The 12,073-nt window shown below is 31.7% G+C and carries 17 protein-coding genes; 12 read left to right on the top strand and 5 right to left on the bottom strand.

Annotated features, from left to right (window positions below; translation table 11 throughout):
- Window positions 1-50 precede the first annotated feature (50 nt).
- The 3 genes from KF896_15960 to KF896_15950 all read right to left on the bottom strand — a co-directional run bounded on the left by KF896_15960 (window position 51) and on the right by KF896_15950 (window position 1,447).
- Window positions 51-368, bottom strand: a complete 318-nt coding sequence (locus tag KF896_15960) for a four-helix bundle copper-binding protein (GenBank protein MBX3045208.1) — start codon at window positions 366-368, stop codon at window positions 51-53.
- Window positions 369-384: 16 nt separating this feature from the next.
- Window positions 385-765 carry a hypothetical protein gene (locus KF896_15955; protein ID MBX3045207.1) on the bottom strand — a complete coding sequence of 127 codons (381 nt, stop codon included), beginning with the start codon at window positions 763-765 and terminating at the stop codon, window positions 385-387.
- Between the two features lie 112 nt (window positions 766-877).
- Window positions 878-1,447: a hypothetical protein gene (locus KF896_15950; GenBank protein MBX3045206.1), complete on the bottom strand. Its 570-nt coding sequence runs from the start codon at window positions 1,445-1,447 to the stop codon at window positions 878-880.
- A gap of 876 nt (window positions 1,448-2,323) precedes the next feature.
- Between KF896_15950 and KF896_15945 the strand changes: the two genes are divergently transcribed.
- The 8 genes from KF896_15945 to KF896_15910 all read left to right on the top strand — a co-directional run bounded on the left by KF896_15945 (window position 2,324) and on the right by KF896_15910 (window position 6,247).
- Window positions 2,324-2,962 (top strand): hypothetical protein, encoded by a 639-nt coding sequence (locus KF896_15945; GenBank protein ID MBX3045205.1) that lies wholly within the window; start codon window positions 2,324-2,326, stop codon window positions 2,960-2,962.
- Window positions 2,963-3,017: 55 nt separating this feature from the next.
- Entirely contained in the window at window positions 3,018-3,884 is an 867-nt protein-coding gene (locus KF896_15940) for a DUF1738 domain-containing protein (protein MBX3045204.1), read from the top strand.
- A gap of 79 nt (window positions 3,885-3,963) precedes the next feature.
- Window positions 3,964-4,146, top strand: coding sequence for a hypothetical protein (locus KF896_15935; protein MBX3045203.1), 183 nt, complete (start codon window positions 3,964-3,966; stop codon window positions 4,144-4,146).
- Window positions 4,147-4,150: 4 nt separating this feature from the next.
- Entirely contained in the window at window positions 4,151-4,357 is a 207-nt protein-coding gene (locus tag KF896_15930) for a hypothetical protein (protein MBX3045202.1), read from the top strand.
- Window positions 4,354-4,713: a hypothetical protein gene (locus KF896_15925; protein MBX3045201.1), complete on the top strand. Its 360-nt coding sequence runs from the start codon at window positions 4,354-4,356 to the stop codon at window positions 4,711-4,713. Before KF896_15930 ends, KF896_15925 begins: the two co-directional genes overlap by 4 nt.
- A gap of 2 nt (window positions 4,714-4,715) precedes the next feature.
- A complete protein-coding gene (locus KF896_15920; GenBank protein MBX3045200.1) occupies window positions 4,716-4,973 on the top strand; it encodes a hypothetical protein in 258 nt (85 codons plus the stop codon).
- A gap of 273 nt (window positions 4,974-5,246) precedes the next feature.
- Window positions 5,247-5,447 (top strand): hypothetical protein, encoded by a 201-nt coding sequence (locus tag KF896_15915; GenBank protein ID MBX3045199.1) that lies wholly within the window; start codon window positions 5,247-5,249, stop codon window positions 5,445-5,447.
- Window positions 5,448-5,608: 161 nt separating this feature from the next.
- Window positions 5,609-6,247, top strand: coding sequence for a recombinase family protein (locus KF896_15910; protein MBX3045198.1), 639 nt, complete (start codon window positions 5,609-5,611; stop codon window positions 6,245-6,247).
- A gap of 313 nt (window positions 6,248-6,560) precedes the next feature.
- Here KF896_15910 and KF896_15905 read toward each other — a convergent pair whose 3' ends face one another.
- A complete protein-coding gene (locus KF896_15905) occupies window positions 6,561-7,556 on the bottom strand; it encodes a tyrosine-type recombinase/integrase (protein ID MBX3045197.1) in 996 nt (331 codons plus the stop codon).
- A gap of 246 nt (window positions 7,557-7,802) precedes the next feature.
- Here KF896_15905 and KF896_15900 point away from each other — a divergent pair, with 246 nt between their 5' ends.
- Together KF896_15900 and KF896_15895 are read left to right on the top strand one after the other, a co-directional pair.
- A complete protein-coding gene (locus KF896_15900) occupies window positions 7,803-7,958 on the top strand; it encodes a hypothetical protein (GenBank protein ID MBX3045196.1) in 156 nt (51 codons plus the stop codon).
- Complete coding sequence (locus KF896_15895; protein ID MBX3045195.1) at window positions 7,939-8,199, top strand: hypothetical protein; 261 nt, start codon at window positions 7,939-7,941, stop codon at window positions 8,197-8,199. Before KF896_15900 ends, KF896_15895 begins: the two co-directional genes overlap by 20 nt.
- 69 nt (window positions 8,200-8,268) lie before the next feature.
- Here the strand turns inward: KF896_15895 and KF896_15890 are convergent, their stop codons facing one another.
- Window positions 8,269-8,421 carry a hypothetical protein gene (locus tag KF896_15890; GenBank protein ID MBX3045194.1) on the bottom strand — a complete coding sequence of 51 codons (153 nt, stop codon included), beginning with the start codon at window positions 8,419-8,421 and terminating at the stop codon, window positions 8,269-8,271.
- 38 nt (window positions 8,422-8,459) lie between these two features.
- Here KF896_15890 and KF896_15885 point away from each other — a divergent pair, with 38 nt between their 5' ends.
- Both KF896_15885 and KF896_15880 read left to right on the top strand, forming a co-directional pair.
- Entirely contained in the window at window positions 8,460-10,484 is a 2,025-nt protein-coding gene (locus KF896_15885) for an N-6 DNA methylase (protein ID MBX3045193.1), read from the top strand.
- On the top strand, window positions 10,478-12,070 hold the full coding sequence (locus KF896_15880) for a restriction endonuclease subunit S (protein ID MBX3045192.1): 1,593 nt from the start codon (window positions 10,478-10,480) through the stop codon (window positions 12,068-12,070). Before KF896_15885 ends, KF896_15880 begins: the two co-directional genes overlap by 7 nt.
- Window positions 12,071-12,073 lie beyond the last annotated feature (3 nt).

Raw genomic sequence — 12,073 nt, 5'->3', positions numbered from 1 at the left:
ACAGGCAGAGTCCATATATTGAGACTCTGCCTTTGAAGAATTTATACTGATTATGACTTGCTCATATTACTGCATTCAGCAGCACATTTTTTACAAGCTTCCGCACAATCTTTACAACATACATGATGTGAAGCATGTTTACTGCATTCAGCAGCACAAGCTTCACAAACTTCAGCACACAAAGCACACAGTTTTTGACTAAACTGAGAGTCCCTCGCCTCAAATCTTGCGCATAAGGCACAGATATCGGCACAGTCGCGGCATATTTCTATGCAATTATGATTACCGTCTTTAATACAATCGGCAATACATCTTTCGCAAGCAATCAGACACGCTAAACACGCATCTATACAATTTGAACTTGTCATTTTGTTGCTCCTATGATTAATTATTTATTGAACCCTGGTTAACCCAGGCTTTGATTTTAGCTATTTCGCACTCATCACTTATGTAACTTTTCATACTACCGGTTAAGCTTTTTGTTAATACATCGTTCACAGTATATTTGTTGACATTGTCGTATCCTTCAAGATTAATCTTAGCGGCACTGAAAGAGTTGTTATGACATGAAGTACAGTTCTTTTCCAAAATTGGTCTTACGGCTAAATCAAATGATACATTTATTGTATCACATGAAGAATCAATCGGTTTTGTAGGCGCCAGTTCATCCTGTTCACAGGAATTCAAAACAATTCCAAATGATACTACAATGAGTATCATTCCAATATATTGAAATAACCTGTATAAGTTAATTGACTTTATCATAAAATTCCTAAATTATTTTAAATACGTATAGACTTTCACAAACTTTAATTCAACAAATAAAGATTGAACAAAAATTTGACAAATTAAAATAACAGCAAGTTTTGCTCAGTATTTAGCATTTATGAATTGGAGGCTCTTCAGAATCGTTTTTTGACTGAGAGGAAAAATGTATGAACGATATGGTATGACATATCAGTTCCTGTATGGGGTATTCTGTGTCTTTAATGAAATAATCGGATGTTCTAAATAAATTAAAACATTTATTTGAATATAAAACATTATTTACAATTGCGAAATTTGATAAAATATTAGTTTTAATATTAGTTATAAAATCATCATTAATTGAATAAGATAAATCCGAATCCGAACAGCATGCAGATTTTAGTATTTGAATTCCGGTATTCTTGTTATATTGATTATTTGTTTCATTATTATCACCTGATTTCTCTTCCATATTCGTATTATTGCAACAGGAAGATGCTTCTTGATGAGCAGTCGGATTAATATCTGTAATCTTGCAGCCGCAAATAAATTCATTATTGTTATTTGTTGAACTGAAGAAGCTATAATCAATCGAACCTTTAAGTTTACACTTATGTACAGTAATATTCAAACCTATGGCTGATATAGGGAATATCACCAGTAAAATCAAGACAATAATATTTTTAAATTTACCTGTCATAGAACCGTTTAAATTTTTTACAAATGTAAAAACGTATCTATGTTTTTTTCATTGTAATTTTTTAGAAATTTATTTAATTTTCTTCAAATATTTATAATCGAACTCTAATTCTCATATTAACTGCAACATCTTTAGAGTCTGTTGAAATATTAAAAGCTATGCAAATCATACTTCAATCATTGATTTATGAACTACCTTAATTTAAGTAATTTAGTAGGACAAGCATCTTTGTTTGTCTATCTTTAAAATAGTTTTTCAACAGCCACATAAAAAACTATCGTTGACAGAATGAATTAAATTTATTTTGTTTTAGAAATATTTCCACAAAATAACTATTTCTTATTACTAATCCAATAATTGTAAATTTTGCAAACATTATCAAAGTTATATAATAATAACAGTTACGAAAAAGATATTTTTGTATAAAAGGTAATAACTGTATTAGATAATTTATACAATTGGAATAAAAACTTTTTTTGATTAAAAAGTATGCCATTCTACATATATCACCGCATTAATATATTTGATAAAGAAGCTATTCTACATATATCACCGCATTAATAAATTAGATAAATAACACACCTTACATATATTACCATCAAGACTATCGCTTTTTACACACTTAATTTTTTCGTAATCTGAAATGCCGTATTTATTTATACACATTTTAATTAAAATTTCATTTTTGAAGAATATTTGAAAATATCATTTTTTCATTTTTTATGTATTTTGTATGATTTAAATGCTTGTAAAATATATTAGTTATAAGAAAAATAATGCTTGTTTATTAGGGGAATAGTTAGTATCTTTGTAACATGTTTTAACGTTAAACAAATTATTTAAGTCATTATTTTTAAATCATTTAGGAGAACTAAAATGAAAAAAGAAGTTAAAAAAGTTCAGAATAAAATTGAAAATTCTGAAACTGAAAAACCGGAAGAAATAATTGTTTCTTCAGAAGAAAAGTCAATTGTTCCAACTGTCATCGAAGTAACAGTAGCAGAAACAAAACCAGTTGTTGATAATGCTAATGCTCCATCTGACATTGATGTAAAAGATGCTGAGACAAAACCAGTTGTCGATAATGTTAATGCTCCATCTGTCAATGAGCCGAAAGATGCAAAACCTATAGCTGATGACAAAGAAGCTGATACAAAACCAGTTGTTGATAATGCTGTTTTGAACAAACAGAAAATCAAAGCATTAAAGCGTTCTATTGAAAACAAAGAATTAGCGATTGAACGTGAAGAAAAAAAGGTAAAAGAATGGAGAGTTCAAGCTGCTGATAGAGACAAACTTGCAAAGGAACTATTTGACAAAAAGAAATCGGCTCTCGAAGAATTGTTAAAAAAGAATCAAGAAAAATTTAACAAATCAGTAGAAAGAACGCAAAAATTATGGTATTCTTACTCGGACAACTATGAATTAACCAAAATAAAAAAACTTAAAGATGATCTTGCTTTACTTCAAGCAGAACTTTTGAAGTTTGACACCGAACCTACAGAAACAAAATGAATCACCAGAGAAGGCTACCAAAATCGGTAGCCTTCTCACTTTTTAGGAGAAAAATATGCAATTCATATATCAAAAAATTACAGATTTGATTATAGAGAAACTGCAAAAAGGTGTTGTCCCATGGCAGAAAACTTGGAAAACTGCTTATCCAAGAAATTTCGTTTCAAATATGGAATATAAAGGAATCAATTCATTGATTTTAGGACTTTCAGAATTTGAATCGAATTATTTCATCACATTTAAGCAATGCAAAGATTTGGGTGGAACTGTAAAAAGAGATGAGCACTCAAGTTTAGTGGTTTTCTGGAAACCTTTTGTAAGTTTTAAGGAAAACGATATTGATCAACCAACAGCATATATCAATTTCTTGCTTCGCTACTACTATGTCTTTAATATATCTCAATGCAACTTACCGGATAAGGTTCTAAAGAATCGAAATATCATTTCTACAAATCCCAAGTTTACAGAAGCTGAAACAATAATCAACGGTTATAAGAACCCACCAGAAATAAGTATCAACAACATGATACCGAATCCAAGATACTTGCCAAGATTAGACAGAGTAGAAATTCCATCTATCGAGAATTTTCATACCAGTGATGATTATTATGCCTGTCTATATCATGAACTTGCACACAGCACCGGAGGGAAACATCGATTATGTAGAAAAGGTATTATTGATACAATCCAATTTGCAAGTGAGAACTACAGCAAAGAAGAACTCATCGCTGAAATTTCATCAAGCTACTTGTGTAATATATCAGGTATTCAAAAGACTATCGACAACCATTCGGCTTACATCGCTAACTGGCTTCAAGTCTTGAATAATGATAACCGAATGATACTCATTGCCGCATCTCAAGCCTCAAAAGCCTGTGATTATATTTTAGGAACAAAATCAACAAATCAAACGGAGGATTAATGAATATTTTCGCAGCAGTCATGTTAGTTTTATATGTAGCACTAATTGCAGTTGCTATTTATGGAGCATGGAAGTCATTTTGAATAAAAATTATTTAAATGAACTTAGAGATAAGATAGCAACAGCGGTTTTACCAGTGCTATTGAGTAGATGTAAGCATTTAGAATTTCATCAGATAACAGAACTTTGTTATCAGATAGCAGATGAAATGCTAAAATCAAGAGATAAAGAAGTGTCAATTTTTAACAATATAAAGGAATAGAAAAATGAAAGATGAATTTTTCAGCAAGGTGAATTGCGATAGATGTGGTTCTGAATTAAAGACCAGAACAATGTCTTGGTTTACAGATGAAACAATCTGTATGGACTGCTCTTCAAGTGAAGATAATCTGAAAAAGTGCCTGCCTGATAATGGTAAAGGTTATGAAGGATGTGGCTATTTACCAACTATCAATAATGAGGTGAAACAATGACACCAGAAGAAATCAAATCTCAGCTTGACCAGTTTAATGGTTCAGAAAATTACTTTAAACATCCGTTGATTAAGGGGGTAGTTTATACAGATGGAGTCCGTGAAATGGCACAGATTTGTAAGTCATATTGGCTGATTGATGCATGTTTATCATGGCAATTAGATAAAAAGGTTAGTAATCAAGAATTTCAAGTATTCAAGCTGAAAGTGCATGAAGACAAATCTGCAACTTTAAATATTGAAGATGGTAATTATAATATAATTGCCAAACAAGAAATTGAGTTTACAGATTTTCCACTTGATGAAATTGAACTCTATTTCAGCAATTCTGTCTTGTACTTACCATCTGAGCATTGAGTATGGAAATTCAAGGTAAAATAATCCAAGTCTTTGATAATGGTGGCGTTTCAAACGATAGATATACTATTGTAGTTGATGGTTCTGCGTTTGCAATGAATCAAGTTCCTTTTCATCCGACTTATGGTTTTTCGCAATACTGCGGTGAAGCTGAGCAGGGTTATATATGGAACGAAGATTGGGGCAAAGAGATTCATGATATTTCCGAATTACCGGAAGAAACAGTTAAAGCTATTATTCTACGATTTGAGACATTATGATAATGAAATATATTGCTTGGAGTGTACAAACCTAATAAGCAAATATATAAAGTAAATAGATTAGGTGGTTTCTTTTTGTCGGTAACGTCTTTCATTCCACCAAAGATATTACAGATTTAAATGAAACCACACTTTTTTAAAGAACTTGGTCACTGAATTCAAAAAGTAATTCATAGTATAAGTCAAAAAGTGAATAAATTCTTAACAGAACGTCAATGGTGAAGTGATAGTATTATTCAGATAAGTAAGTTTAAAAAAATATTAGGTGAGAATATGTTTATAGTAAAATGGGTAGAGATGGATGATGTTTTTAGTTATTATCCGCAATGTAAAGTGGTTAAGACTTATGAAGAAGCACGAGTTATTAAAAGTGATATGGAAGAAATTTTAGAATCTCAATATGAACAAAACGGTGATATTTTTTCGGGAAAAATAATCAGCGAAATCTATATTTATGAGATAACAGAAATGTAAGTATTGAGTATTAACTATAAAATCGAACGATAAATTGTTAATATTCAAACTACAAAAAGGGTTGACTTATCTAATTAATATTATGACAAAATAGTATTGATAAGACGTTAAAGTATAAATTTTTAAAAACAGATTGTATAATTTTCTAATTGAAGAAAAACATGAGTAAAGTAATTGGTTACAGCAGGATTTCAAGTTCAGTGCAGGAACTTGATGTTCAAAAACAACTTCTTTTGGAATACGCACAACGGCACAGAATGATAATTGATGAGTTTATTGAAAGTGAAACATCAAGCCGTCTGTCTCCGAAAGAACGGAAAATAAATGAACTAATAAATAAACTGAATTCGGATGATATATTACTTGTAGCTGAATTAAGCCGCTTGGGTAGAAATATGCTTGAAACTTTGAATATCATAAATGAACTTACAGTAAAAGGTATTCAAATAATTTTTATCCGGCAACCTGAATTATCAACTAATTCACAACACGGCAAACTTCTGATGGCAATATATTCTTATTTTGCAGAATCCGAACGAGAATTTATTTCGATAAGAACAAAAAGTGGACTTGCTACAGCAAGAGCGAAGGGGCAATTATTAGGGCGTCCTCGCGGAGCAAAGAACTCAAAAGGTAGTCCCTTTGACGAACTCAAAAAAGATATTCTAAAACATTTGAAGCTCGGTATTCCATTGAACTCGATATTGAAGATAATCAACAACCAGTCTGAGCATAATTTGAGCTATTCGGCATTGAGATATTATATCGAGCATGATAGAGAGTTGAATGGTGTGAAGTAAGCAGTGGTGGAGGTCTATTATATCGTTTTTAAGAAGAATGTATCATCGTAGATATTATAATTGAAGAAGCGACGTATAACAGGGATTATACCCAAAAAAAGAGGGGACAATAATGTCCCCTTTTTTAATTTTCATGTCCCTTAACTTTATTAAATACAATAGTTTACATGAATTTTCAAAACTGTCAAAACTTTTGTCAAAACCAATTTGTGAATTTATTTCGTAAGTCTATAATTTTAAACAAGTTATAAAAGAACAACAAGTGGTCAGAGAGGGAGTTGTTCTCTGTCTGACTTTTTTATCTCTATTATAATCAATTTATTACATCATCGGGGTTCTTTTCTGTGCTTTTTGTGTGCCGTTCATATTTAGTAACAACACTTATGGCATCTTTTAGTTTTTCTACTTTGGTTTTGGTCTTATAATGCTTCTCTTGAATTGCTAATGTATGTCCTAAAATATCAGCAGTGGCTTTTATATTGGCTCCTGCATCAATCATTGAGTTTTCAAAGTACTTTCTTATCCCGTGAAATCCTTTATTTTTAATCCCTAACTTATTACATGCTTTGAGCAGACGCCGATGAGGTACTGCATGTGATTTCCAAAAGAATGCTTTTGGCTTTGCCTTAAGTTCCTGGCATAAATTCCACAATTCACTATCCGGTAAAAGAGGTATTTCTCTTTTTCGATTCCCTTTTCCCGAAAAGGAGATATAACCTTCAAAGAAATTATTGCTTTTTAAACTTAATGCTTCACTAATCCTTAATCCTGTCAAGCTGATAAATTTTAACAACTTCCACATTTCCGAGTCTGGAGTAAATTCATTCAATATATTTTCAATCTCACCACTTTCAAATTGCTCTGTCTCATCTTTCTTAAATTGTTGTTTGAAAGACTTTGAGATTGGCGATTCTTCAATATATCCAAGCTCTTTGATGTATGAGAAAAATGCGGAAAGCAAATCCAATGATTTATTGATAGTATTTGGATGCAGTTTTGAAGTGGATATCCTCTCAAATATATCCTTTTTCAGTTGGTTCATCTCATCAGAGTAATAATCCTCTGCTATCCAATTATTCCAAGCCTGTTTATATTTCTTTATTGCTGAGTATGATATAGACTTTGATTTGAATTTCAGGAAATCCTCAAACAGTTCTGATATATCAACCGCTTTTTCTTTATCATTATTTGGATTAAGTACTTCAAGATATCTGTTCTCCAACAATTTCATAGCCAATTTGAAATTCAATTTATCCCATGTGAGGTTTGTAGTTTCTCTTATCCTTTCACCTTTGTGTGATATTGACATATATATAAGCTCTCCCCTTTTAAAAAGGAAAGCATTTTTATATAAATAATGTGATATTGTATTTTTATTCCTACGATTTGGCATTAAACAATTTGAAATTATTATGTCTGTTCAAAACACAAAAATAAACAAAAATAACACAAAAAAGAATATTTTTAAATAATTTATTTTTCAAATTAGTGATTAATAATTAAATTTGTATTACAGGCTTTGAAAATATTGAAAAAATAGATTAGTGAGGTTACAATGACACAAGGTACTGAATACATTTATGATGAAGAAAGCGGACTACTTACAAAAGTATATAACGATATAATTACTATTGAAAGTCATCGCAGTTCATGGCTTGAGGCATATAGTCAAGGCTTGATACCGGAAAGATGTGAAGGGATTTCTCCTTGATGCCAGAAATACTGAAATCAATATTGAAATTAAAGATTTCAAGTTAATTCTTGATTTTGTTAAAGAACACCAAGAAATATTTAAAGGTAAGAGAATTGCAGTTGTAACAAGTGATTCAAGAAAAGGGATAATTCCATCTCTTGTAGAAGCCAAGTCTTCATCTGAATCAAATGTTTTTCAAATTAGAGCCTTTTTTGATTATTCATCCGCCAAATATTGGGCGTTAAGTAAATGGTCTTAAGGGCTAATTTTTAAAAATTACACGCATTTTGTTCAAATATGGTTCAATAAGAAATTTTTTGTATTTTTTCTATATACAATTGTAGCTTTTTTTGTAATTTTGTAAGTCATTTATTGAGAATTCGTAGATAAGTGATTTAATATTAATTATCGAACCGTCGCCGAACATGTCGGCAAGCAGAAATCCGGTGGACTTCGCCTGCCAACTGGCTAATTGATACATTTGTGATTTTAAAATATTAGATTAAGGACATCCAAATTATGATAGAAGCTAAAGTAATAATATCAATTCCCGAAGGAAAATTAAGAGACTACATTGACGGAACAATTCGAGTTGACACTCCAGAAGAATACGTAAGACAGACCGTTGAAAAAAGATTGATTAACGAACACAAATACTCGAAGGAGCAAATCAAAATTGAGTATGGTGTTCAAATGGGTTCAGGTAAAAAACGAGCTGACATTGTAATTTTCCCCAAAGGCTCAATTACGGAGGAAATGAAAGACCAAGATAATATTTGGTTAGTAATTGAGTGTAAAAAAGAAGCTGTAAAGCCAACCGACAAAAACAATGGAGTTGAGCAGATGAAATCCTACATGGCGGCTTGTGGGAACTGCGAATGGGGAATGTGGACAAACGGAATGCACAAAGAAGTTTGGCGGAGAGTTAGAAACGAGCAAGGAAAATATGTTTACGAAGAGTTTAACGATATTCCTTCTGCTGACGGAACAACTGATGAACACGAAAGACCGAATCGAAACACCTTAATAAAAGCATACGAAGACAATTTGCTCTTTACTTTCAAAACATGCCATAACATTATTTACGTTAATGAAGGTTTGCAAAAACAACCTGCATTTTTCGAGTTTCTTAAAATCATTTTTTGCAAAATTCATGACGAGCGAAACTTGCTTGAACCGGTCGAGTTTTTTACCACTTCAAAAGAAAGAAATTACAAAGACGGACAAGCTAGCGTTTACAAGAGAATTTCTAAGATATTTGAGGATGTTAAAAAGCGACACGGACAAATATTTGATAAAAATGATGAAATTAAATTAGCACCAAGAACTGTTACTTATTTGGTTGCTGAACTTCAAAAATATGCACTGCTCACTACAAATATTGACATAAAGGGAAAGGCTTATGAAGAAATTGTAGGTGCTAACCTAAGAGGTGATAGAGGCGAGTTTTTTACGCCTAGAAACGTAATGAAAATGGCGGTTTCCATGATTAATCCTAAAGAAACCGAACGAGTTTTAGACAGCAGTTGCGGCACGGGAGGGTTTGTGGTTACAGCCATGACAGCAGTAATAGATTCTTTGCGTGAAAGAATGGAAACACAATATGGCGAAGAAGAAGGTTGGAATGCTGACGTAAGAAAAGCATTTAACGATAAAATTTCTGAAATAGCTTCTGAAAATTATTTTGGTTTTGACATAAATCCAGACTTGGTAAAAGCTACCAAAATGAATATGGTAATGAATAATGACGGAAGCGGAAATATTCTACAACTTAATTCACTATTACCACCGCAAGAATGGGAAGAAGAAACTAAAAAGAAACTAGCAAAAGCATTAGGGATTTCAGCAAGTGAAATTCGCAATCACAAGAGTTTAAGTCATTTCGATATTATCGTAACCAATCCACCTTTTGGTTCTAAAATTCCAATCAAAGACCATCAAATACTTGAACAATTTGATATTGCCCACATTTGGAATAAAGATGAAAACGGAAATTGGTTCAAAACAGACCGTTTACAATCTAGCGTACCGCCCGAGCAACTTTTTATAGAAAGAATTATCCAACTATTAAAAGAAGGCGGAAGAACTGCAATTGTTTTACCTGATTCTATTTTAGGTGCACCAGGCCTTGAATACATTCGATATTGGTTAATCAAAAACACTAAAATAATTGCAAGTGTTGATTTACATGCAGACGCATTCCAACCAAGAAACGGAACACAATGTTCTATTCTATTCCTACAAAAGAAAACCAAAGCAGAAATTGCTGATGAAGAAAAATCAAGGCAAATAATTGATTACGATATTTTCATGTCCATGATAGACCATATTGGGCATGATAAAAGAGGCGGGAAAATTTTCAAAAGAGACGAAAAGGGAAATATTGTAATGATTGAAGTTGAGGAACTTGTAAAAGAAAAAGATGCTGACGGTAATTTAATTGCTCGTAAAGAAGTTACACAAGAAAAAATAGTGAATGACCAGACTATTCACGTTGCAGACGTTTTTTCAAAATGGAAAATTAAACAAGGAATAGCATGGTAGATAACAGCAATTTAGCATATAAGTTTACAGAAGTTGAAAAGGAAATAGATTACACCTATTTACCCGATCAACTTAAATATACTTCTGTTTCGCTCACTGAAGTTTTTAATAATAAATTACGTTTAGAGGCAAGTGCTTTTAGTATTGAAGCAAAATTTGCAAAAGAAAAAATATTAAATAACAAAAATGGCTATAAATACGCTTGGTCAAAAGATGGTTTTATAGAAAACTGTTTTTATGGTGGTAGAGCTAAAAGAAATTATGTTGCAAAGAATACAGAAGGAGCAGTAGGTTTTTTGGGTAGTGCTGAAATGCTTAATATATATCCAAAAGCTGTGAAATACCTTTCTTCGAATGTTATAAATATAGTGCCATTTAAAGTTGATAAAGGCACGATTTTAATTTCTCGTTCAGGAACAATTGGAAAGGTAACATTTGTAAATGATACCCTTTCTAAAAACTTAATAAGTGAACATGCCATTAGGATTATAGCTAAAGAATATGCAGGTTATTTGTTTACATTTTTTCAAACTGAAACAGGACAAACACTTGTAAAAAGTAACATTTTTGGTGCTGTTGTAGACCAAATTGAACCACAACATTTTGAAAAAATTGTTGTTCCAAATGCACCAGAGAGCTTAAAAAAGGAAATTCATGAACTTGTAATAGACTCTTATGATTTACGAGATGAATCAAATAATTTAATTGACCACGCAGAGCAAATATTATATGAAGAACTTCAATTAAAACCAATTGAAGAACTAAAAACTGAATACTTTGATAACTCAGTAGATTTAAGAAACTACACTACTAAATTGAGTAATTTACGTTTACGCTTAGACAGTTCTTACCACATTCCAATGGTTCAATTAGTTGAACAAGAAATCAAACGACATGCAAAAGAAATTTCTACAATTGGGCAACTTTCAAAAGATGTAATTCTTGCAGGTGTTTTCAAAAGAACTTATGTTGACAGCGAAAATGGAGTTCCATTTCTTGGTGGTAGAGATATAACTCAGTTAAACCCACAAGTTGAAAAATTTCTGTCCAAAAGTGTTCACGCTACGAGAATTAAAAAGGAATTGGCAGTATTTGAAAACTATGTTTTAATTTCAGACAGAGGCACAATCGGAAAAGTTCAAATTGTACCAAAACATTGGACTGGTTGGGCAGTTAGTCAGAACATTATTAAAGTGATTGCAAACTCAAATGACATAGCAGGTTATTTGTTTTGCTTCTTTAATTCTGATTATGGACAAATCTTAATCAAACGAGAAACTTACGGTTCAGTCGTTGACATGATTGACGACAAGAATGTTAACGGAATCCATGTTCCACTTTTAAAGAACGAGAAAAAGCAAAAAGAAATAAATGACTTGGTTTTACAAGCAAACGAATTGAGATACCAAGCTCATTTAAAAGAGCAGGAAGCGATTAAGAAAATGGAAAACATAATAAACACAACAAATGACAACAAATTTTCAATTGCTTTGAAACATTTACATAGCAACTCCGAAATTGACCAGCTCGTCTATCAGCTCTACGAACTGACAGAAGAAGAAATTAAGATTGTGGAGGGGGATTAGGGT

The sequence above is a fragment of the Ignavibacteriota bacterium genome, from assembly GCA_019637995.1.
Lineage (GTDB): Bacteria > Bacteroidota > Ignavibacteria > Kapaibacteriales > UBA2268 > JANJTB01.
This window is presented reverse-complemented; position numbering and strand designations above follow the sequence as displayed.

What these genes read in the sequence shown, in the direction of transcription:
- KF896_15880 (MBX3045192.1), top strand. Translation starts at nt 10,478, where the DNA reads ATGGTAGATAACAGCAATTTAGCATATAAGTTTACAGAAGTTGAAAAG.
- KF896_15950 (MBX3045206.1), bottom strand. Translation starts at nt 1,447, where the DNA reads ATGACAGGTAAATTTAAAAATATTATTGTCTTGATTTTACTGGTGATA.
- KF896_15945 (MBX3045205.1), top strand. Translation starts at nt 2,324, where the DNA reads ATGAAAAAAGAAGTTAAAAAAGTTCAGAATAAAATTGAAAATTCTGAA.
- KF896_15915 (MBX3045199.1), top strand. Translation starts at nt 5,247, where the DNA reads ATGTTTATAGTAAAATGGGTAGAGATGGATGATGTTTTTAGTTATTAT.
- KF896_15905 (MBX3045197.1), bottom strand. Translation starts at nt 7,556, where the DNA reads ATGTCAATATCACACAAAGGTGAAAGGATAAGAGAAACTACAAACCTC.
- KF896_15920 (MBX3045200.1), top strand. Translation starts at nt 4,716, where the DNA reads ATGGAAATTCAAGGTAAAATAATCCAAGTCTTTGATAATGGTGGCGTT.
- KF896_15890 (MBX3045194.1), bottom strand. Translation starts at nt 8,421, where the DNA reads ATGTATCAATTAGCCAGTTGGCAGGCGAAGTCCACCGGATTTCTGCTT.
- KF896_15925 (MBX3045201.1), top strand. Translation starts at nt 4,354, where the DNA reads ATGACACCAGAAGAAATCAAATCTCAGCTTGACCAGTTTAATGGTTCA.
- KF896_15900 (MBX3045196.1), top strand. Translation starts at nt 7,803, where the DNA reads ATGACACAAGGTACTGAATACATTTATGATGAAGAAAGCGGACTACTT.
- KF896_15955 (MBX3045207.1), bottom strand. Translation starts at nt 765, where the DNA reads ATGATAAAGTCAATTAACTTATACAGGTTATTTCAATATATTGGAATG.
- KF896_15910 (MBX3045198.1), top strand. Translation starts at nt 5,609, where the DNA reads ATGAGTAAAGTAATTGGTTACAGCAGGATTTCAAGTTCAGTGCAGGAA.
- KF896_15940 (MBX3045204.1), top strand. Translation starts at nt 3,018, where the DNA reads ATGCAATTCATATATCAAAAAATTACAGATTTGATTATAGAGAAACTG.
- KF896_15930 (MBX3045202.1), top strand. Translation starts at nt 4,151, where the DNA reads ATGAAAGATGAATTTTTCAGCAAGGTGAATTGCGATAGATGTGGTTCT.
- KF896_15885 (MBX3045193.1), top strand. Translation starts at nt 8,460, where the DNA reads ATGATAGAAGCTAAAGTAATAATATCAATTCCCGAAGGAAAATTAAGA.
- KF896_15960 (MBX3045208.1), bottom strand. Translation starts at nt 368, where the DNA reads ATGACAAGTTCAAATTGTATAGATGCGTGTTTAGCGTGTCTGATTGCT.